The 20846-nt window shown below is 72.4% G+C and carries 20 protein-coding genes and 1 tRNA gene; 12 read left to right on the top strand and 9 right to left on the bottom strand.

What is annotated here, in order from left to right:
• Positions 1-34 precede the first annotated feature (34 nt).
• From PIJ49_RS01870 to PIJ49_RS01850, 5 genes are all read left to right on the top strand, one after another.
• Complete coding sequence (locus PIJ49_RS01870; protein WP_081984813.1) at positions 35-412, top strand: holo-ACP synthase; 378 nt, start codon at positions 35-37, stop codon at positions 410-412.
• 93 nt (positions 413-505) lie between these two features.
• On the top strand, positions 506-793 hold the full coding sequence (locus PIJ49_RS01865) for an acyl carrier protein (RefSeq protein WP_209682965.1): 288 nt from the start codon (positions 506-508) through the stop codon (positions 791-793).
• Positions 790-2004, top strand: coding sequence for an acyl-CoA dehydrogenase family protein (locus tag PIJ49_RS01860; RefSeq protein ID WP_271825415.1), 1215 nt, complete (start codon positions 790-792; stop codon positions 2002-2004). Before PIJ49_RS01865 ends, PIJ49_RS01860 begins: the two co-directional genes overlap by 4 nt.
• On the top strand, positions 2001-2942 hold the full coding sequence (locus tag PIJ49_RS01855) for an amino acid--[acyl-carrier-protein] ligase (RefSeq protein WP_209682971.1): 942 nt from the start codon (positions 2001-2003) through the stop codon (positions 2940-2942). The genes PIJ49_RS01860 and PIJ49_RS01855 overlap by 4 nt, the downstream gene beginning before the upstream one ends.
• Positions 2939-4519, top strand: a complete 1581-nt coding sequence (locus PIJ49_RS01850; protein WP_271825414.1) for an alpha/beta hydrolase — start codon at positions 2939-2941, stop codon at positions 4517-4519. The genes PIJ49_RS01855 and PIJ49_RS01850 overlap by 4 nt, the downstream gene beginning before the upstream one ends.
• Before the next feature lie 73 nt (positions 4520-4592).
• Here PIJ49_RS01850 and PIJ49_RS01845 read toward each other — a convergent pair whose 3' ends face one another.
• Together PIJ49_RS01845 and PIJ49_RS01840 are read right to left on the bottom strand one after the other, a co-directional pair.
• Entirely contained in the window at positions 4593-5465 is an 873-nt protein-coding gene (locus PIJ49_RS01845; RefSeq protein ID WP_271825411.1) for an alpha/beta fold hydrolase, read from the bottom strand.
• Positions 5466-5497: 32 nt separating this feature from the next.
• Complete coding sequence (locus PIJ49_RS01840; RefSeq protein ID WP_066653934.1) at positions 5498-5986, bottom strand: peroxiredoxin; 489 nt, start codon at positions 5984-5986, stop codon at positions 5498-5500.
• Positions 5987-6223: 237 nt separating this feature from the next.
• Between PIJ49_RS01840 and aceE the strand changes: the two genes are divergently transcribed.
• From aceE to PIJ49_RS01810, 6 genes are all read left to right on the top strand, one after another.
• Complete coding sequence (gene aceE, locus PIJ49_RS01835; RefSeq protein WP_271825409.1) at positions 6224-8968, top strand: pyruvate dehydrogenase (acetyl-transferring), homodimeric type; 2745 nt, start codon at positions 6224-6226, stop codon at positions 8966-8968.
• Between the two features lie 7 nt (positions 8969-8975).
• Positions 8976-10205, top strand: coding sequence for a PucR family transcriptional regulator (locus PIJ49_RS01830; RefSeq protein ID WP_066653930.1), 1230 nt, complete (start codon positions 8976-8978; stop codon positions 10203-10205).
• Between the two features lie 89 nt (positions 10206-10294).
• Positions 10295-11287 carry an ACP S-malonyltransferase gene (locus tag PIJ49_RS01825; RefSeq protein WP_271825407.1) on the top strand — a complete coding sequence of 331 codons (993 nt, stop codon included), beginning with the start codon at positions 10295-10297 and terminating at the stop codon, positions 11285-11287.
• A complete protein-coding gene (locus PIJ49_RS01820; RefSeq protein WP_200884140.1) occupies positions 11284-12339 on the top strand; it encodes a beta-ketoacyl-ACP synthase III in 1056 nt (351 codons plus the stop codon). The genes PIJ49_RS01825 and PIJ49_RS01820 overlap by 4 nt, the downstream gene beginning before the upstream one ends.
• Before the next feature lie 91 nt (positions 12340-12430).
• Positions 12431-12679 (top strand): acyl carrier protein, encoded by a 249-nt coding sequence (locus tag PIJ49_RS01815; protein ID WP_058729431.1) that lies wholly within the window; start codon positions 12431-12433, stop codon positions 12677-12679.
• Between the two features lie 181 nt (positions 12680-12860).
• A complete protein-coding gene (locus tag PIJ49_RS01810; RefSeq protein ID WP_066653928.1) occupies positions 12861-14105 on the top strand; it encodes a beta-ketoacyl-[acyl-carrier-protein] synthase family protein in 1245 nt (414 codons plus the stop codon).
• Positions 14106-14420: 315 nt separating this feature from the next.
• On the opposite strand, the gene PIJ49_RS01805 is transcribed toward PIJ49_RS01810, so the two are convergent.
• The 6 genes from PIJ49_RS01805 to PIJ49_RS01780 form a co-directional block, all read right to left on the bottom strand.
• Entirely contained in the window at positions 14421-14900 is a 480-nt protein-coding gene (locus PIJ49_RS01805; RefSeq protein ID WP_081984811.1) for a DUF3145 domain-containing protein, read from the bottom strand.
• A 193-nt stretch (positions 14901-15093) separates the two neighbouring features.
• On the bottom strand, positions 15094-15912 hold the full coding sequence (locus PIJ49_RS01800; protein ID WP_271825404.1) for a DUF1684 domain-containing protein: 819 nt from the start codon (positions 15910-15912) through the stop codon (positions 15094-15096).
• Positions 15909-17030, bottom strand: coding sequence for an AI-2E family transporter (locus tag PIJ49_RS01795; protein ID WP_200884164.1), 1122 nt, complete (start codon positions 17028-17030; stop codon positions 15909-15911). Before PIJ49_RS01795 ends, PIJ49_RS01800 begins: the two co-directional genes overlap by 4 nt.
• Before the next feature lie 7 nt (positions 17031-17037).
• Positions 17038-17111 (bottom strand) — tRNA-Ile (locus tag PIJ49_RS01790).
• A gap of 13 nt (positions 17112-17124) precedes the next feature.
• Entirely contained in the window at positions 17125-18345 is a 1221-nt protein-coding gene (locus tag PIJ49_RS01785) for a glycosyltransferase (protein WP_285841192.1), read from the bottom strand.
• Between the two features lie 214 nt (positions 18346-18559).
• Positions 18560-19471 carry a DMT family transporter gene (locus PIJ49_RS01780; RefSeq protein ID WP_174234721.1) on the bottom strand — a complete coding sequence of 304 codons (912 nt, stop codon included), beginning with the start codon at positions 19469-19471 and terminating at the stop codon, positions 18560-18562.
• 39 nt (positions 19472-19510) lie between these two features.
• Between PIJ49_RS01780 and def the strand changes: the two genes are divergently transcribed.
• Complete coding sequence (gene def, locus PIJ49_RS01775; RefSeq protein ID WP_271825402.1) at positions 19511-20086, top strand: peptide deformylase; 576 nt, start codon at positions 19511-19513, stop codon at positions 20084-20086.
• A gap of 62 nt (positions 20087-20148) precedes the next feature.
• On the opposite strand, the gene PIJ49_RS01770 is transcribed toward def, so the two are convergent.
• Entirely contained in the window at positions 20149-20667 is a 519-nt protein-coding gene (locus PIJ49_RS01770; protein ID WP_251154964.1) for a hypothetical protein, read from the bottom strand.
• Positions 20668-20846 lie beyond the last annotated feature (179 nt).

The raw sequence follows: 20846 nt of genomic DNA, 5'->3' as shown, positions 1-20846 counted from the left end.
GCCACCGCGTGGCTGCGAGCCGTACGCTGCACCCGTGACGACGATCCGGACCGGTACCGACCTCGCGGCGGTCGAGGACGTCGTCGCGGGCATCGCCGCACACGGCGAGCGCTACCTGTCGCGGGTGTTCACCGACCGCGAGCGCGCCGACTGCGGTGACGACCCCGAGCGTCTGGCCGCCCGCTTCGCCGGCAAGGAGGCCGTGCTGAAGCTGCTGCGACCCGCGCCGGGCGACGCGGTCCCCCCGACGGACGTCGCGGTGGTGCTGGACGCCGCCGGCGCCCCGGTCGTCGAGCTCTCCGGCCGCGCCGCCGAGCTCGCCGCGGCGGTCGGCTGCGGACCGGTCGCGGTGTCGTTGTCACACGAACGGGGGCTGGCGCTGGCGACCGCCGTGGCGCTTTCCCGACGCTGACCGACCCGGTCCCGCGTTCCTTGCGGCGCACGTGCGGGATCACGCACGTGCACGGCGGTTTTCCGGGCCCGCATGCTCCCTATCGTTGCTCGCATGCACCAGGACCCGACCTCCGCACCCGCCCCCGTCGCCCTCGCCGCGCCCGGCGCCGAGCAGGCCGTCCGACGGGCCCTCGCCGACCACGGACACCTCACCGTCGACGCGTCCGACATCGCCTCGATCGCCGACCTGTACGCGCTCGGCCTGACCTCGCACGCCACCGTGAACGTGATGCTCGCGGTGGAGAACGAGCTCGACGTGGAGTTCCCCGACGCCGTGCTGCACCGCTCGACCTTCGCCACGATCGAGTCGATCGCGGCCGCCGCGGAGGCAGCAGCGTGAGCACCCCCGTCCTGGACGACCCGTCGGTCCCCGTCGGCCCGGACACGACCGGAGCGACCACGCCCGTCGACCGCTTCGCCCTCCGCGCCGCACTCGTCGCCGAGGTCGCCGCCCGGCACGCCGACGAGGTCGACCGCGACGCCCGTCCGCCCCGCGAGGCGATCGCGGCGATGAAGGAGCACGGCCTCCTGGCGGCCGCCGTCCCGACCGCACTCGGTGGCGAGGGAGCCACCCTCGCCGAGCTCTCGACGATCGCCACGGCCCTCGGGCGGGCGTGCGCCGCGACCGGGATGGTCTTCGCGATGCACCACGGACAGGCGATGGCGCTCTGGCGGCACGGCGGCGTCGGCCTCGGTGTCACCGCGATGACCGAGGCCGTCCTGGCCGGAGCGCTCGTGGCGTCCTCGACGACCGAGAAGGGCATCGGTGGCGACGCGCGCCGGAGCACCTGCGCCATCGAGGTCTCCACCGCTGGTCGCATCCACCTGCACAAGGAGGCGCCCGTCATCTCCTACGCGACCGAGGCCGACGCGGTGTTCGTCACCGCCCGTCGCGACCCCGACGCCGCGCCCTCGGACCAGCGTCTCGTCGTCTGCCTGCCCGAGGACACGACCCTCACGCAGACCTCGACCTGGGACACCCTCGGTCTCCGCGGCACCTGCAGCAACGGCTGGGTGCTCGACGCCGACACCCACGAGGACCGGGTGCTCCGCGACGACTACGCGACGATCTCGGCGCAGACGGGCCTGCCGGTCTCGCACGTGCTGTGGGCGTCGGTCTGGACCGGCATCGCCGCCGGCGCCGCCGAACGCGCCCGGCAGGCCGTGCGGAAGCAGGCGCGGGCCGCGGTCGGGACGACCCCGCCGGGAGCCCTCCGGCTCGCCGAGCTCCTGGTGGAGCTGCAGACCCTCGCGGACGCGGTCCGCCACGCCGCGGAGCGCTTCGACCGGTCCGCCGACGACGCGACGGTGCTCGGCTCCCCCGCGTACGCACTCGCCGCCAACGCCCTGAAGATCGCCGCATCGGAGCGGGTCGTCGACATCGTGACGACCGCGATGCGCATCGTCGGCATCGCCGGGTTCGCCGCGACCGGGCCGCTGAGCATCGCCCGACACCTCCGGGACGCCCACGGAGCCGCCGTCATGGTGAGCAACGACCGGCTCCTGCAGAACGACGCCGCACTGGCACTCATGAGCGGAGCACTCCTGTGACCATCACCGACCACACCACCACGTCCGACCTCGACGCCGCGCGCGCCGACCTGCGCGGACGTCTGCTCACCGACCGGGTCCTCGTCGACCTCGGCTCCCCCGGGCTCTACGGCCGCACCGGCGTCTTCGAGCGCGTGTACGGCGCGGTCGACGCCGCCGTCGTGCGGAGCCAGGCCGACCTCGACGCCGAGGTCCTGCGCTTCCCGCCGGTCGAGCCGCTCGCCGCGTTCGAGCGGACGGACTACATCGCGTCGTTCCCGGACCTCGCCGCGTCGATCTCCGGCTTCACCGGCGACGACCGGACGCACCGCGCACTGCTGGCCGCCCGGGGTCGCGGCGAGCGCTGGGAGTCGTTCCTCGAGCCCGCCGACCTCATGCTGACCCCGGCCGTCTGCCACCCGCTGTACGGGCTGATCGGCGACACGGTGCCGGCCGGTGGTCGGACGTTCGACATCGTCGGCGACTCGTTCCGCCGCGAGCCCTCGCTCGACCCGATGCGCCTGCAGGCCTTCCACATGCACGAGTTCGTGCACGTCGGCACCCCCGAGTCGGCGAAGGCGCACCGCGACGGCCGCACCCCGGGCATGCGCGCCCTGCTCGAGTCCTTCGGCCTGGCGATCGACGTCGTCCCGGCGAACGACCCGTTCTTCGGTCGTGTCGGCCAGATGCTCGCCCGGAACCAGGTCGAGCAGTCGCTGAAGTACGAGTTCGTCACCCCCGTGTACGGGCCCGAGCACGAGGCGACGGCGATCTCGTCGGCGAACCTGCACGAGGACCACTTCGGCACGTCGTTCGGTCTCCGCACCGCCGACGGCGAGGTGGCCCACAGCGCCTGCACCGCGTTCGGCCTCGAGCGCATCACGATCGCCCTGTTCGCCGCGCACGGCACCGACCCGGACCGCTGGACGACCGACGTCCGCGCCGCCCTGGCGCTGTGACCACCCACCACGGCTGGTCGGGGTCGCCCGCGCTGCGCCTCGCCGTGCAGCTCCCGCCGACCGCACGCGCCGGCGTGGTCCTCTGCCCGCCGCTCGGGCAGGAGGGCGTCATCGCCTACCGCACGCTGCGGCTGCTGGCGGACGGCCTGGAGGCCCGTGGCGTGGCCTCGGTGCGCTACGACCCGTCCGGACGTGGGGACTCCGCGGACGACGGCGACCCCGACGCGCAGGTGCGGTCCGCTCGCGCCGCCGCGGCGGTGCTGCGCCGGTCGGGGGTCGAGCGCATCGCGTTCGTGGGTCTCGCCTCGGCAGCCCTGGTCGCGGCCGCCGCCGTCGGTGACGACGACGCCCTGGTCGTCTGGGACGCCCCGGCGTCCGGACGTGCCTGGCTGCGACGGCAGCGGGCGCTCGCGACGATCACGATCGGCCCCGACCGGATCGTGGACGGGGTCGAGTCGCTCGTGGGCATCGACCTCGGACCCGCCGAGACCGCCGTCGTCGGCGCCCTGGCGTACGCGCCACGCTCCGCGACGACGGTCGCCGTCGTCCGCCCTGGTGCCGTCCCGCCGCGCGGACTCGGCCCGGTCGAGGTCCTCGAGGTGGACGGCACCGCCGAGCTCCTCGACGGCACGAGCATCGACGCCCGGATCCCGGCGGACGCCGTCGACGCCGTGGTCGGTCGGCTGGACGCCTGGGCACCCGCCACCGCTGCTCCGACGACCCCGCCCGCGCTCGACGAGGTGCTGGACGTCGACGACCGCGTGTCCGAGCGGGTGCTCCGCATCGGCCCGGACGGGCTCTTCGCCGTCGAGACCGTGTCCTCCGCCCAGGACGAGGACGCCCCGGTGGTGCTGCTCCACAACGGCGGCGCCGAGCACCGGACCGGCGCCGTCGACTACCAGGTCGCCCTCGCGCGGACGCTGGCCCGTGACGGCGCCCGCGTCGTGCGCGTCGACCGGCGGGGTACCGGGGAGAGCTCGGACGTGCGCGCCGACGAGGACGCCTTCCTGTTCGCGCAGGAGTGGGTCGACGACCAGCACGAGGTGGTCGCGGCGTTGCGGGTCCCCTCCGAGCGGCTCGCCATCGTCGGCATGTGCGCCGGTGCGTGGCTCGCCGGCCGCGCGGTCGACGAGCACCCGCGGCTCGTGGTGGAGATCAGTCCGAACGACTACCGCCGCACGCCCGCAGCTCCGGGCTCGTACGCCGGGTCCGCGCAGGCGGTGGCCGACGCATCCCGGCTCCGTCGCGCGCTCCGCGCTCCCTACAACCGCCTCGTCCCGGCGCGGGTCCGCGACGCGATCGCCCGCCGCGGGGCGCTCGGTGGCGTCGTCGGCCACCTCGGCCCGATCGTCGAGCACGGCACTGACGTCGTCGTGGTCGCGGCGCCGGAGGACATCGAACGCTTCGAGCGGTACGGCGGCCGTCGCGCCGTCCGCCGCTGGGGTGCGAAGGTCTCGGTCGTGGAGGTCCCGGACGGCGACCACGCGCTGTTCTCGCCGGCGATGCGACGCGCGGTGGTGACCGAGGTGCGGTCCCGCATCGCGGAGACGTTCCCCGCCTGGGCAGTGGCGGGCTGAGCAGGGCCGCGCTCGCACGGCCGCGCTGGGGGCGCGGCGCCGTCGGACGACCGCTGCGGAACGGCCCGACCCGTCAGGCCGGTGCGGAGGTGAGTCCGAGGAACGCCGCCACGGCACCGGGGTGCTCGACGTGTGCGAAGTGCCCGCAGTCGTCGAGCACGGCCGTCCGGGCTCCCGGCACCAGGCCGCGCAGGTCGTCGAGGTCGGACACCCGGGCGAAGACGTCCCCGCGGCCGAGCACCGCAGTCACCGGGCAGCCGACCGAGCGCCAGCGGTCGACGTCGTAGCCGGCGGCGTCCCGGGCGGCAGCCGTGAAGCGCTCGGGCCGGAACTCGTCGACGAAGGCGTCGAGGACACTCGGGTCCAGTCGACGGACGTGCGCGAACACGGGTGCGGCGACGAGCGGCAGGAGTCCGACGCGGGCGGTGCCACGGAGGATCGCCCTCGCCCGACGACCCGTCACGAGGAGCCCGGCCCGCAGCAGCGTGAACGCGGGGAGGGACGCGAGCGCACGCCAGGGTCGGCCGGAGGCCCGCACGGTCGCGATCGTCGTGCCCGACACGAGCCCGAGCGACCCGACGCGCTCGGGAGCGACCACGGCGAGGTGGAGCGCGACGAACGCGCCCATCGAGTGCCCGACGACGTCGACCGACCCCACGGCGAGGGCGTCGAGGACCTCCAGCAGCACGCGGACGCCGTCGTCCACGGTGAACGGCCCCTCGGGCGCCGGCGAGGACCCCCACCCGGGCAGGTCGACGAGCACGAGACCCCGCGCGCCGACACCACCGGCGGCGGCCAGCAACGGCGTCCAGGTCGTCCACGACCCCGCCACGCCGTGGAGCAGCAGCACCGGGTCGGCACCGGGACGGTGGTGCACCACCACGGGCCCGCTCCTGGTGGGCACCGTGGTGCTCCGGAGCGACCACGCGGCGGCCGCGTCGGTCACCGGCCAGGGTGCGTAGGGGCTCGCGGGGACGGTCAGGCGACCGGGACCGGCGCGGTGCACGCGGCGAGACGGTCGAGCGCCTCGCGGTACTCGGCGACGTCGCGCTGCAGCCCGGGCTCGGTGATGATCGACGCCTTGATGCGACCGTGCACGTCGATGACGAACGTCGCGCGGGTCGCGAAGCCCTTCTTGTCGAGGAACACGCCGTACTCCTTCGACACCGCGCCGTGCGGCCAGAAGTCGGCGAGCAGCTCGAAGTCGTAGCCGTGCGTCTCGGCGAACGAGCGGAGCGTGGCCTTCGAGTCGACGGAGATGCCGATCAGCTCGACCCGCTGGTCCTCGAACATCGCGATGTTGTCCTGCAGGGTGCAGAGCTCGTTCGTGCAGCCGGACGAGAACGCCAGCGGGAAGAAGACGAGGGCGACCGGGCGGACGCCACGGAAGTCGCTGAGGCGGACGTGCTCGCCGAACTGGTTCGGGAGCTCGAAGTCCGGCGCGAGGGAGCCGATCTCCAGGGCCATCGGTGCGCTGCTTCTTCCTCGGGCGTGGGGTGTGCCCGTGTCGCGTGCGCACGTGCGGGTCGTCCGTGCACGATCGGCAATCGTACGCCGACCGCACCAGGACGCAAGTACCACCTGCACGACACCATCAGCGAAGGCGTCGGTCGTGGGGCCTAAGGTGGTGTGGGCTCCGACCGGTCGTGACCCGACCATCGGTGGCCCCCATGTCCACCACCACGAGAACGAACGAGGTCAAGGGTGACGGTGAACGACCAGGACCCGCGCAGCACCGCAGGGACCGACCAGGACCCGGAGGAGACCGCAGAGTGGCGTGAGTCGCTCGACGGACTCGTCGCGACGCACGGCCACCAGCGGGCCCGCGAGATCATGCAGAGCCTGCTGAAGCGCTCGAACGAGCTGCACCTCGGCGTGCCGATGGTCCCGACGACCGACTACGTCAACACGATCGCGCCCGAGGACGAGCCGGAGTTCCCCGGTGACGAGGAACTCGAGCGCCGCTACCGCCGGTGGATCCGGTGGAACGCCGCGATCACGGTGCACCGCGCCCAGCGCCCCGGCGTCGCGGTCGGTGGGCACATCTCGACGTACGCGTCGAGCGCCGCGATGTACGAGGTCGGCTACAACCACTTCTTCCGCGCGCAGGACCACCCGTCCGGCGGTGACCAGGTCTTCTTCCAGGGCCACGCCTCCCCCGGCATGTACGCCCGCGCCTACATGGAGGGCCGCCTCAGCGAGGACCAGCTCGACGGCTTCCGCCAGGAGAAGTCGCACGCGGGCGGTGGACTGTCGTCCTACCCGCACCCGCGCCTCATGCCGCACTTCTGGCAGTTCCCGACCGTGTCGATGGGCATCGGCCCGATCAACGCGATCTACCAGGCCCAGCAGGCCAAGTACCTGTCCAACCGCGGCATCAAGGACGCCTCCGACCAGCAGGTCTGGGCGTTCCTCGGCGACGGCGAGATGGACGAGGTCGAGTCGCGCGGGCAGCTGCAGGTCGCGGCGAACGACGGGCTCGACAACCTGAACTTCGTCATCAACTGCAACCTCCAGCGCCTCGACGGACCCGTCCGCGGCAACGGCAAGATCATCCAGGAGCTCGAGGCGTTCTTCCGCGGCGCGGGCTGGAACGTCATCAAGGTCGTCTGGGGCCGCGAGTGGGACGACCTGCTCGCCCGCGACACCGAGGGCGCGCTCCTCAACCTGATGAACGCGACGCCGGACGGCGACTACCAGACCTACAAGGCCGAGAACGGCGCCTACGTCCGCGAGAACTTCTTCGGGCGCGACCCGAAGGCGCTCGAGCTCGTCGAGGGCTACACGGACGACCAGATCTGGAACCTCAAGCGCGGCGGGCACGACTACCGCAAGGTCTACGCCGCGTTCAAGGCCGCGACCGAGCACGAGGGCCAGCCGACGGTCATCCTGGCGAAGACGGTCAAGGGCTACGGCCTCGGCCCGAGCTTCGAGGGGCGCAACGCGACCCACCAGATGAAGAAGCTCACGCTCGACAACCTCAAGCAGTTCCGCGACGAGATGCGCATCCCGATCTCCGACGCACAGCTCGACGAGGACCCCTACACCCCGCCGTACTACCACCCCGGTCACGACGACGAGGCGATCCAGTACATGCACGAGCGTCGCCGCGAGCTCGGCGGGTACGTGCCGGAGCGTCGGACGAAGTACACGCAGTTCACGCTGCCGGAGGAGTCGAAGTACCAGGTCGTGAAGAAGGGCTCCGGCAAGCAGGAGGTCGCCACGACCATGGCGTTCGCCCGCCTGCTGAAGGACCTGCTCCGCTCCCCGGACTTCGGCAACCGCGTGGTGCCGATCATCCCGGACGAGGCGCGCACGTTCGGCATGGACGCGTACTTCCCGACCGCGAAGATCTACAACCCGAACGGCCAGCACTACACGTCGGTCGACCGCGAGCTGCTCCTGGCCTACAAGGAGAGCCCGCAGGGCCAGATCATCCACGTCGGCATCAACGAGGCGGGCGCCCTCGCGGCCTTCACCGCCGTCGGGTCCTCGTACTCGACGCAGGGCGAACCGCTCATCCCGGTCTACGTCTTCTACTCGCAGTTCGGGTTCCAGCGCACCGGCGACGCGATCTGGGCCGCCGGTGACCAGATGGTCCGCGGCTTCATGATCGGTGCCACCGCAGGGCGCACCACGCTGACCGGCGAGGGCCTGCAGCACGCCGACGGTCACTCGCCGCTCCTCGCGGCGACGAACCCGGCGGTCGTGTCCTACGACCCGGCCTACGGCTACGAGATCGGGCACATCGTCCGGTCCGGCCTCGAGCGCATGTACGGGACGAACGAGGACGGCTCGCCGTCCCACGACGACCCGAACGTCATGTACTACCTGACGGTCTACAACGAGCCGCTCGTGCAGCCCGCCGAGCCCGAGGGCGTCGACGTCGAGGGCATCGTCAAGGGCATGTACCTGCTCAAGCCGAGCGAGCACGACGGCCCGAAGGCCCAGCTGCTCGCGTCCGGCGTCGCGGTGCCGTGGATCCTCGAGGCGCAGCAGCTCCTCGCCGAGGACTGGGGCGTGTCCGCCGACGTCTGGAGCGTCACGAGCTGGGGCGAGCTCACCCGTGACGGTCTCGACGCCGAGCAGCAGGCGTTCCTCAACCCGAACGAGCAGCCGCGCACCCCGTACGTGACCGAGCGCCTGCTCGGCACCGAGGGGCCGGTCGTGGCGGTGAGCGACTTCATGCACGCCGTGCAGGAGCAGATCCGTCCGTTCGTCCCGACCGACTACGCGACGCTCGGTGCCGACGGCTTCGGCTTCTCGGACACCCGTCCGGCGGCACGCCGCTTCTTCCACATCGACGGTCCGTCCGTCGTGGTGCGGACGCTGCAGCAGCTCGCGAAGCAGGGCAAGGTCGACCACGCCGTCGTCCAGCAGGCGATCGACAAGTACCGCCTGCACGACGTCAACGCCGGCACGACCGGCAGCGCGGGCGGAGAGGCCTGATCCGCCGGTGAGCACACCCCGCACCGACGCTGCCGTGGGCCAGGAGAGGGACCGCGAACGCGCGCTCTCCTGGCTCCGGCAGGTGTCGGGCGAACTCTCGACCGCCACGATCAAGCGGCTCGAGGACACCCTGCCGTGGTACAGCGAGATGCCCCCGGGGCGCCGGTCCGCCGTGGGCCTCGTCGCCCAGGCGGGGATCACCTCGTTCATCTCCTGGCTCGAGGGCACCGCGTCGACCCCGTGGATCGCCGCCGCCGACGTCTTCGGGTCCGCCCCGCGTGAGCTCCTGCGTTCGGTGAGCCTGCAGCAGACGCTGCAGCTCATCCGCGTCGTGGTGACCGTGGTCGAGGAGCGCGCGAAGGACGACGAGATGCTCCAGGAAGCGATCCTGAAGTACTCGCGGGACATCGCCTTCGCAGCGGCCGACGTCTACGCCCGCGCCGCCGAGGCCCGCGGCCTGTGGGACGCCCGGCTCGAGGCACTGGTCGTCGACTCGATCCTGTCGGGCGAGTACGACGACGAGCTGCCCTCCCGCATCGCCGCGCTCGGCTGGCACGGCCACGGCGAGGTCGCGGTGCTCGTCGGGAACGCACCGAAGCAGCTCGAGGTCGACCAGATCCGCCGCACCGCGCGCCACATGGACGCCGACGTGCTCATCGGCGTGCAGGGCTCTCGGCTCGTGGTCGTCATCGGGCGGGCCACCCCGCGTGACGACGTCCCCGAGGGCGAGGAGCCGGTGTCCTTCACCGCCATCGCCCAGGCCCTCGAACCGTCGTTCGGCGAGGGGCACCTGGTGCTCGGCAACGAGGTCCCCGGGGTCGTCGACGCCTCGACCAGCGCGAAGGGCGCCCTCGCCGGGTTCGCCGTCGCACGGGCGTGGCGCGGTGCTCCCCGTCCGGCACTCGCCGACGACCTGCTGCCGGAGCGGGCCCTGGCGGGTGACCCGCTCGCTCGGTCGGCACTGGTGCAGCGCATCTACGTCCCCCTCAAGGACCAGTCGACCGAGCTCCTGCAGACGCTCTGGTGCTACCTCGACACCGGCCGGTCGCTCGAGGCGACGGCGCGCGAGCTGTTCGTGCACCCGAACACCGTGCGCTACCGGCTCCGCCGCGTCGCCGACGTCATCGGGTGGGACGCCACCCACGCGCGTGACGCCCTGATCGTGCAGTCGGCGCTCATCCTCGGCGCGATGTCCGAGTCGAACGCCGGTCGACGGCGCCTGCCGCCGCGTCGCTGACCCGACGGTAGGGATCGCACAACGTCCCCGCCGGATCGCTGTCGGATGTCCACACGGGCCGACAGCGGCGCGGCGACGAGGATTGACCGGTGATCGTCGTCGTCGCGCCCGGACAGGGCTCCCAGACCCCCGGCTTCCTCGCCCCCTGGCTCGAGGACTCCGCCGTCCGTGACCGCGTCGGAGCGTGGTCCGAGGCGATCGGCGTCGACCTCGTCGAGCACGGCACGAACTCCGACGCGGACACCATCAAGGACACCGCCCTCGCGCAGCCGCTCATCGTGGCTGCCGGGCTCGTCACCGCCGACGCCCTGCTCGCCGACGGCCGTCGTGCCCTGGTCGGTGGCGTCGCCGGACACTCGGTCGGCGAGTTCACCGCCGCCGGTGTCGCCGGGATCCTCGAGCCGACCGACGCCGTCGCGCTGGTCGCCGAGCGCGGCCGGGCGATGGCGGACGCCGCAGCGCTGGAGCCGACGTCGATGGCCGCCGTGCTCGGCGGCGACGCCGACGCGGTCGCCGCAGCCCTCGAGCAGCACGGGCTCGTGCCGGCCAACCACAACGGCGGCGGCCAGACCGTCGTCGCCGGTCCCGCCGCCGCCGTCGCAGCACTGGCCGCCGATCTGCCGGCTCGCGCCCGGGTCGTGCCGCTCGCCGTCGCCGGCGCCTTCCACACGCGGTACATGGCCCCCGCGGTCGACCGGGTCGCACCGGTCGCGGCCGGGGCGTCGGTGCAGGACCCGACGCTGCCGATCTGGACGAACGCCGACGGATCGCGCGTGGACGACGGCCGACGGTTCGTCGACCTGATGGTCCGCCAGATCGCGAGCCCCGTGCACTGGGACGCCGTCATGGCGTCCTTCTCCGCCGCCGGTGTCACCGGCATCATCGAACTCGCGCCGGCGGGCGCGCTCGTCGGGCTGGCCAAGCGTGGCCTGCGCGGCACGCCCACCGTCGCCGTCAAGACCCCCGACGACCTGCCCGCCGCCGTCGAGCTCCTCGAGCAGGACGCGCGCGCAGCAGCCGTCCCGGACGATCAGCCGGTGGGCGAGCAGCCCGCAGGCGAGGAAGCAGACGCAACCGCATGACCGACGCCACCACGCCGTCCCCCGCAGCCGACGGGACCGACGCGCCCCGCGCCTCCCGTCCGGTGCTGCAGCAGCGTCGCGGCCACGAGTACACCCGCATCATGGCGTTCGGTGCCGCCCGCGGTGAGCACGTCGTGCCGAACGAGGACCTCGTCGGTCCGATCGACTCCTCCGACGAGTGGATCCGCCAGCGCACCGGCATCGTGACGCGCAAGCGTGCCGGCGCCGACGTCGAGGCGGTCGACCTCGCCGAGGCCGCGGCGCGCGAGGCCATCGAGAAGGCCGGCATCACGCCCGAGCAGGTCGGCGTCGTGCTCGTCAGCACCGTCACCCACACCGTGGCGACGCCGTCGATGGCGTCGTTGCTCGCGGAGCGCATCGGCGCGACGCCCGCGGCGGCCTACGACGTCAGCGCGGCCTGCGCCGGCTACGCGTACGGCATCGCCCAGGCCGACTCGTTCATCAAGTCCGGGCTCGCCGACCACGTGCTGGTCGTCGGGGCCGAGAAGCTCAGCGACGTCGTCGACCCGACCGACCGCTCGATCTCGTTCCTGCTCGGTGACGGTGCGGGTGCCGCGATCGTCGGCCCGAGCGACTTCCCCGGCATCGCCCCGACGATCTGGGGCTCGGACGGCTCGAAGTGGGACGCCATCGGCATGACGGCGACGTACAACGAGTGGGCCGCCGGAGCCCCGCGTCCCACGATGCGCCAGGCCGGTCAGACGGTGTTCCGCTGGGCCGTCTGGGAGATGGTCAAGGTCGCGCGGCAGGCGCTCGAGACCGCTGGCGTCCGTCCGGAGGACCTCGCCGCGTTCGTGCCGCACCAGGCGAACATCCGCATCATCGACGAGTTCGCCAAGCAGCTCGGCCTGCCCGAGACGGTGACGATCGCCCGCGACATCACCACCACCGGCAACACCTCCGCCGCGAGCATCCCGCTCGCCACGCACCGCCTGCTCGAGGAGCACCCCGAGCTCTCCGGCGGTCTCGCGCTGCAGATCGGCTTCGGTGCCGGTCTCGTGTTCGGCGCGCAGGTCGTCGTCCTCCCCTAGTCCCCCATCCCGGCTCGGCTCCGGGCACCCGTACCACTCGTGCCCTAGGCTGGTCCACGGTCAAACGACACCCCCCTCAAGGAGAACACCCATGGCCCTGTCCAACGAAGAAGTCCTCGCCGGCCTGGCCGAGCTGATCAACGACGAGACCGGCATCGCGACCGACACCGTCGCCGCCGACAAGTCGTTCACCGACGACCTCGACATCGACTCGATCTCGATGATGACCATCGTCGTGAACGCCGAGGAGAAGTTCGACGTGAAGATCCCGGACGAAGAGGTCAAGAACCTCAAGACCGTGGGCGACGCCGTCGACTACATCACGAAGGCCCAGGCCTGACGCGAGCTTCCTGAGCGCCGCGGACCGCGCAGATCCCGCGGGCCGCGGCGCTCACCTCGTCCACCAGCGGTGGAGCTCCCACCGGCGCTCGACCACACCGGACGGGCGCCCACCGGCGCTCGACCACACGGACGGGCGTCCACCGGCGCTCGACCAGTCCACACGAAAGACACGTCGTTCCATGACCAAGAAGACCGTCGTCGTCACCGGGATCGGTGCGATCACACCCCTCGCCGCGACCGCCCCGGAGACCTGGGACGCGCTGCTCGCCGGCGGGTCCGGCATCACCCGCATCGAGGACGAGCGCTACTCGTCGCTCGAGATCCCCGTCGAGTTCGCCGGCCAGGCACGCCGCTTCCTCACGGACCAGCTCACGCGCCCGGAGACCAAGCGCCTCGACCCCTCCTCGCAGCTGTCGCTCGTCGCCGCTCGTGAGGCCTGGGCCGACGCCGGCATCGACCCCGAGACCGTCGTCCCCGAGCGCCTCGTCGTCGACTGGGCGACCGGCATCGGCGGCGTCAACACGCTCCTCGACGCCTGGGACACCCTGCGCGAGAAGGGTCCGCGTCGCGTCATGCCGATGACGGTCCCGATGCTCATGGCGAACGGCCCCGCCGCCGCCATCGAGATGGAGTTCGGCGCGCGCGGCGGTGCCCGCACGTACCTCTCCGCCTGCGCCTCGTCCACCGAGTCGCTGGCCGAGGCCTACCGCCACATCGCCGACGGCGACGCCGACATCGTCATCACCGGTGGCGCCGAGGCCGCACTGCACCCGCTGCCCCTCGCCGCGTTCGCCGCGATGCAGGCACTCTCGCGACGGAACGACTCCCCCGAGACGGCCTCGCGTCCGTACGACGTCACGCGCGACGGCTTCGTGCTCGGCGACGGCGCCGCAGCGCTCATCCTCGAGTCGAAGGAGCACGCGGAGGCCCGCGGCGCGACGATCTACGCCGAGGTCGCCGGTGCCGGGATCACCTCGGACGCCTTCCACATCACCGCGCCGGACCCCGAGGGCAGCGCCGCCGCCCGCGCGGTCATCACGGCGCTCGAGCACGCCGACGCCGCCCGCGAGGACGTCGTCCACGTCAACGCCCACGCCACCTCGACCCCGGTCGGCGACGTGGCCGAGTACCACGCGATGCGCCGCGTCTTCGGCGACCACCTCGACAACGTGGTCGTCTCGGCCACCAAGGCGTCGACGGGGCACCTGCTCGGCGGTGCGGGTGCGATCGAGGCCGCGTTCACGGTCATGGCGCTGCACCAGCGCGTCGCGCCGCCGACGATCAACCTGACCGAGCAGGACCCGGAGATCGTGATGGACGTCGCGACCGCGCCGCGCGAGCTGCCCGCAGGTGACCTGCTCGCGGTGAGCAACTCGTTCGGGTTCGGCGGGCACAACGCCGTGGTGGCGTTCCGCACGGCCTGATCCGTCGTCGCCGACCCGTCGTCGGCCTGGAGGCCCGTCCTGCGTCCGCAGGGCGGGCCCCCGTCCGTCACGGGGAGCCGCCCGTCCATCGGCCGCCGGTGCCCGGGCCGTTCCGGTCCCAGGACCTGCCGCTCATGTTCCGCGACGACGGCGTGTCCTGCGACCGGGACGTCCGCAGGCGGCACGTCGTGCGACCTGAACGAGGCCAAGGGCACAGCTCCTCGACGACAGGCGTGCCGCACGCGGGGACGACGGACGCCGCCGACTCCGGAGGGAGCGGGCGGCGTCCGAGTGGTGCGGAGGGCGCGGGAGGGGTCAGCCGACGCGGTGCAGCCAGACGACGGGGTTGCCCTCGGCGGCGTGCCGGAAGGGCTCGAGCTCGTCGTCCCAGGCCTGCCCGAGGGCGAGACGGAGTTCGCGGTGGAGTTCGAGGGCGTTGCTGCCGGCGACCTCCATGGCGTAGCGCACACGGTCCTCGGGGACGACCATGTTGCCGGACACGTCGGTCTGCGCGAAGAAGACGCCGAGGTCGGGCGTGTGCATCCACCGCCCGCCGTCGGACTGCGCGGTCGGTTCCTCGGTGACCTCGTAGCGCAGGTGTTCCCACCCGCGCAGGGCAGAGGCGATCGCCGCACCGGTGCCGACCTGGCCCGTCCACGTGAACTCCGTCCGGCGGGAGCCGTCGAGTGCGGGCTGGTCGAGCCACGAGAAGTTCACGGCGCGGCTCATCGCGCGACCGGCCGCCCATTCGACGTGCGGGCAGAGCGCGCGTGGTGAGGAGTGCACGTACAGCACCCCTGTCGTCGTTCCGTTCACGATTCCTCCGCTTCGTCAGGTGCGACTTCCCCATCGACCTGTGGTGCGGAGTCCCGGTAGCGGAACCATCGGTATCAGATTGTGATGTCCCTGCGGACACGCCCATTATGCAGCGTCCGCGCTGGGAACGCCACACCCGGCCAGCAGACCGCGCGGGCGGACCGGGCGGGCCTCAGTGCAGGACGGCGCCCTGCTCGTCGACGGGGTGCCGCTCCCCCGCGGTGAGTGCGACCGGGAGGCGGTTCTCCTCCGGGGGCACCGGGCAGGCGTACTGGTACGAGAACGCGCAGGGCGGCAGGACGAGCCGGTCCCAGTCGAGCGCGACCTCGGCCGCGCCGTCGGGCTCGGGCAGGTACAGGAAGCGTCCCATCGAGTACGAGCTGCCCGGGTCGCTCTCGGGCAGGGCGCTGGTGGTGTCCTGCACGATGAGCTGCAACCGCGGCCGGCCGTGGTACGGCGCGGACCGCACCGCGGTGAGCCGCACGGGAACGTCGTCCACCGTGGTCTCGATCGTCCCGGCGACGGGCAGGGGGTCGCCGGCGGCGTCGGTGAGGTGACCGGGTGCCTCCTGACCGGACCAGGGTTCGTACCTGCCGGCCGTGACCCACCCGCCCGGCCGCGGGGCGAACCGGGCGATGCGTGCGAAGCGGGAGACCGCGTCGGAGGCCGGGTCCCAGACGCGCAGCGTGGAGCCGTGCACCGTGCCGGCGAGCCCGTCGGCGAAGGCGACGGTCGACGGCACGACGGCGGTGTCACCCGCGACCAGCACCGTGCCGTCCACCGGGACGCCGTCGACCACGACGCCGTCCGCCGCCGCGGCGGTGACGGTGAGACCACCAGGGACCGGTGCCCACTGCCCGGCGACCGGCCACACGGGCTGCGGGCGGTCGACGTGCTGCGCGTTCACCAGGGCGAGCGGGCCGCGCGCGCTGCGGGCCCAGGCATCGCGGGCCGCGACGTGCTCGGCCAGGTCCGGGTCGACGGTGCTCACGACTGCTCCTGGCGGGGGTAGATGACCTTCTGCACGATGATGATCACCGACGCGGCGACCGGCACGGCGACGAGCGCCCCGAGGACCCCGCCGATCGTGCCACCGGCGACCGCGGCGATGACCACCAGGGCGCCCGGCACCTGCACCGCGCGCGACATGATGCGCGGGGAGATGAGGTACGCCTCGACCTGCATGTAGACGAGGTAGTAGATCGCGGCCGCGAGCGCCGTGGCCGGCGAGGCGAACAGGCAGAGCAGGGAGATGACGACCGCCGCGGCGAGGGTGCCGACGAGCGGGATGAGCGAGCCCAGGAACGCGAAGGTCGCCAGCAGCACGGGCAGCGGTGCACCGATGATGAGCAGGAACACGAGGCTGAGGATGCCGTTGATCAGCGCCTGGCTGATCTGTCCGACGACGTAGCGGCCGACGGCCTGGGTGATCTGCTCGCTGACGTCGACGAAGTTCTGCCGACGTGTCGCCGGCACGAAGCGGTAGGCCATCGACTTCAGGCCCCGCATCGACGCCAGGAAGTACAGCATCAGGATGATGACGATGATCGCGCCGGTCAGGCCGGACAGGATACCGCTGCCGACCGCCAGGATCCCGCCACCGAGGCTGAGGAGGTTGCCCGGGTCCTCCACGAAGGACTGCAGCGACTCCAGCGCGTGGTTGACGTCGACGGCGCCGGCGAACTGCTGTGACAGGTCCTGGACCCACTCCTGCTGCGAGATGTCCTGGACGATCTCCGGGAAGTTCTGGACGAGGTTCGTCGCCTGCTGGATGAGGATCGGGACGACCGCGAACACGACGCCGGCGAAGGCGGACAGGACACCCACGACGACGATCGTGATCGCCGACCAGCGCGGGATGAACCGTTCGAGGAAGGACACCAGCGGGTCGATGCCGAGCGACAGGAAGAGCGCGACGCCGATGTAGACCAGGACCGTGCTGAGCTGCTGGACGATCACGCCGGCCAGCAGGGCGATGAGCACGCCCAGGGCTCCCATGAAGCCGATGCGGAACGCGTTCACGCGCACGCCGGTGCCGACCCGGGTCGCCTCGAACGTCACGTTCGGGGTCGGCGCGTGGTCGTCGGGGGTCTCACGTCGTCGCGGCAGGTGCACGTAGGGCGGGCGGGACTTGAACCCGCGATCGTTCGGTTATGAGCCGAGTGCCTTGACCAGCTTGGCTACCGCCCCTCGTCGGGGACCGTCAGGCCACCGACTCCCCACGATACAGCGACTCGAACGTCGCGAGCGTGCGGTTGATGTCGTGTGCCTCGATCATGGCCAGGCTGCGCTCCCGCATCGCCTGGTAGTCGTCGTCGGACGCCTGCAGCACCTGTGCGAGCTTCGCAGCGAGGTCCTGCACGTCGCCCGGCGTGAAGAGGTACCCGTTGCCGTCGATGAGGTGCGGCAGTGCCATCGAGTCCGCGGCGACCACCGGCAGCCCGGACGCCATAGCCTCGAGGGACGAGATGCTCTGCAGCTCGGCGGTGGACGGCATCGCGAAGACGGTGCCGTTCGTCAGCGCCTGGCGCTTCGCCTCGTCCGACACGAAGCCGGCGAAGCGCACCCGGTCCTCGAGTCCGAGTTCCTGCACGAGCGTCTTCAACTTCGGGATCATCTCGCCGCCACCGACGATGGTGAGCGTCGCGTGCAGCTCACTCGGCAGCAGTGGGAGCGCTCGGACGAGCACGTCGAGGTTCTTCTCCGGCGCGACCCGGCCGACGAACACGATGTCGTTCCCCGCGGGGCGACCACTGCGGGCGCTGTAGCGCGACGCGTCGATGCCGCAGGAGATCGCGAGGACCTGCTGCCCGGCGATGGCCTCGCGGAGGTAGTCCGCGGCCAGCACCGTCGGCGTCGTGATGGCGTCGGCGAGCCGGTAGGTCTTGGCGGCGTCGTTCCACGCGATCTTCAGCGCGATCGGCAGCGTGCGACGGCCGAACGGGACGTACTCGAGCAGGTTCTCGGGCATGAAGTGGTTGGTGCCGACGATGCGGATGCCGCGCTCGTGGGCCTCCTGCACGATGCCGCGCCCGATGACGATGTGCGACTGGATGTGCAGCACGTCCGGCTGGACGGCGTCGAGGATCGGACCCGTCCACTTGCGGACGCTCCACGGCCACACGAAGCGGAGCCACGCGTGCCACGGCCACTTGTACGACTTCAGCCGGTGGACGGTGAGGACGACGCCGCGGTGCTCCTCGTCGAACGTGCCGTGGTGGGCGCTCGACGCCGGGGCCACGACGTGGACCTCGTGGCCGCGCTCCGCGAGCCCGACGGCGAGCTGCTCGGCGAAGGTCGCGGCGCCATTGACGTCCGGCGGGAAGGTGTCGGCCGCGATCATGACGCGCAGCGGTCGGGACCCGCCCGTCGCACCCGTCGACTCGGCGGTGGCGGTGGTGGCGTCCTCTGACACGGCTGGCATCGTCCTCTCGTGGGCGGTTGCTGGTCGGGCCTCGACGGTACCGCACGGGCCCGAGCGCCCGCGTCAGCCGCGCGGACGACGCCGATGGCCGACAGCGACCACCGACGCCGTCAGCAACCGCGTCAGCCGCGCGGACGACGCCGACGGCTGACAACGACGACCGACGCTGTCAGCAACCGCGGACACGACCGCCCACGCCGCGAGCCGACCGCGGTCAGCGCCGCGTCTCGGGGTGGTGCTTCGCGAGCAGGAACACGCCCGTGATGGCGATCACCGCAGCGACCAGGAAGCCGACCACCGCGATCCACGGCGCCCCGGCAGCCTCGCCGAGCACGATCACGCCGATGCCCACGGCGACGATCGGGTCGATGACGGTGAGGCCGGCGATCACCAGGTCGGCGGACCCGCTCGAGTACGCGTTCTGCACGAAGTACCCGCCGAGCACCGCGGCGACGATCACCCCGACGACGGCGATCGCGGTCAGCCAGTCGAACGTGCCGTGCAGGAACCGGTTCAGCACGACCTTGGCCAGCGTCGCGACGAAGCCGTAGAGCACCCCGGCCACGACGATGTAGTACATGGCGCTCGCCCGCTTCGCCGCGAAGCGGAACGACAGGAACACGGCCACCAGGACGATCGCCAGCACCACCAGGATCGTCACGAGCTGCTCGTGGGTGATCGCGCTCTCGCGGCCGACGACGGCGGCGATGCCGACGAAGATCCCGACACCGATGATGCAGGTCCAGACCGCCCGTCGCGCCTGCTGTCCGAGCGGCACCCCGGAGGACCGTGACGAGAACCACGTGGTGATGACGAGCGCGACGGCGCCGAGCGGCTGCACGACGATGAGCGGGGCGTTCGTGATGCTGATGAGCTGGAGCACGACGGCCAGACCGAGCATGAGCGTGCCGAGCACCCACCAGCCGCTGCCGAGCAGCCCGAGGACGTGCCGCACCGACAGCCCCTTCGACTGCCGACCGAGCCGGGCCTCGACGCGCTGCACCCCGCGGCTCTGGAACTGCGCTCCGAGCGACAGGAAGACCGCACCGACGAGCGCGACGGGGATCATCAGGGCCTGGAACGGGGTCAGGTTGACCGCGTCCGGGATCGGGAGGTCCGTCGTCACGCGACGAGGCTACCGGTCCTCGCCGGATAACCTGGGTGGATGCCCGTCCTCCCCATCCGCATCACCGGCGAACCCGTCCTCCACGAGCGCGCTGCCGAGGTCACCGCGTTCGACGACGACCTCCGCGCACTGGTGCAGGACATGTACGAGACGATGGACCTCGCCCCCGGGGTCGGTCTCGCGGGTCCGCAGGTCGGGGTCGGCAAGCGCCTGTTCGTGTACTCGTGGACCGACGACGACGAGGTCCTGCACCGCGGGGTCGCGATCAACCCGGTGCTCTGGACCACTCCGCCCGTGCCGGAGACGGTCGAGGAGCTCGACGAGGACGAGGAGTCCGAGGGCTGCCTCTCGATCCCGGGTGAGCGCTTCCCGCTGCGTCGGGCCGAGGGCGCCCTGCTCCGTGCGGTCGACGAGCACGGGAAGCCCTTCGAGGTCGAGGCCCACGGGTGGCTCGCCCGCGTCTTCCAGCACGAGTACGACCACCTGGACGGCTACCTGTACGCCGACCGGCTCGTGCACCCGTACGGCAAGCAGGTCGCGAAGGCGATCCGCAAGAGCAGCTGGGGCGGCCCGGGCAAGTCCTGGCTCCCCGGTCGCGACCACCCCGAAGGCTGACCGCGCGGTCGGCTCCGGCGCACGTCCCAGGGCGGCACCGGCGGTCGGCCGGGAGGCCCGGCTCAGCCCCGGTAGGCCGTCAGCGACTCCTGCAGGCGGTCCCGGTCGGGGTGACCGGGGCAGTACGCGACGAGTCCGGCCGCCAGCTCGGCCTGGTCCGGCGTCGAGACGCCGTCACGCCACGGCGACGCTCCGCGCTCCGCGCAGGTCGCCGCGAGCTCCTCGAGCGTGGCGGTACCGTCGGCCGCCCGGACCGCGGCCCGCTGCTGCGCCGACATCTCGGTGCCGGTGATGCGCTCGGCCCGGCAGTCGGTGCGCTCGGCCTCCCACACGGCGGCGTACGTCGTGTACGTCTCCCCAGTGCCGTCGGCGTCGACACCCGTCGTGTCGCTGCTGCCGTCCGCGGCGCCGCTGCACACGAACGCGAAGACGATCGGCGCGCTGCCCGTCGCGGAGACCTCGGACCGTGCTGCGGAGTCGAGCGAGTCCTCCGGCTCCGGTTGCCCGGCGGTGCACGCGGTGAGCGCCACCGCTCCGAGGACGACGAACGCCGCGGCGAGGGTCCGGCGCACGGTGATCACCTGTGAACGCTAACAGCTTGCGACCGGGCGGCGCCTGCGAGCCAGCCGGAAGCCGAACACCGGCCGCCGCCCAGCGCCGGCTCCGCGCGAGACTCGGCCGTGCGGACACGTTCGTGGTCCGGTGCCCGAGAAACCGTCCGCGGAGCCGAGTCTCGCGGTAGCGGCAAGGGCGCCGAACC

Origin of the sequence: Curtobacterium uvaldense (assembly GCF_028307415.1) — a bacterium.
GTDB lineage: Bacteria > Actinomycetota > Actinomycetes > Actinomycetales > Microbacteriaceae > Curtobacterium.
Note: the sequence above shows the minus strand (reverse complement) of the source record. Positions and strands in the feature narration are given on the sequence as shown.

Coding starts and splice junctions, on each gene's coding strand:
- PIJ49_RS01865 (WP_209682965.1), top strand. CDS start 506: ATGCACCAGGACCCGACCTCCGCACCCGCCCCCGTCGCCCTCGCCGCG.
- PIJ49_RS01840 (WP_066653934.1), bottom strand. CDS start 5,986: ATGGCCCTGGAGATCGGCTCCCTCGCGCCGGACTTCGAGCTCCCGAAC.
- PIJ49_RS01820 (WP_200884140.1), top strand. CDS start 11,284: ATGACCGACGCCACCACGCCGTCCCCCGCAGCCGACGGGACCGACGCG.
- PIJ49_RS01815 (WP_058729431.1), top strand. CDS start 12,431: ATGGCCCTGTCCAACGAAGAAGTCCTCGCCGGCCTGGCCGAGCTGATC.
- PIJ49_RS01810 (WP_066653928.1), top strand. CDS start 12,861: ATGACCAAGAAGACCGTCGTCGTCACCGGGATCGGTGCGATCACACCC.
- PIJ49_RS01785 (WP_285841192.1), bottom strand. CDS start 18,345: ATGCCAGCCGTGTCAGAGGACGCCACCACCGCCACCGCCGAGTCGACG.
- def (WP_271825402.1), top strand. CDS start 19,511: ATGCCCGTCCTCCCCATCCGCATCACCGGCGAACCCGTCCTCCACGAG.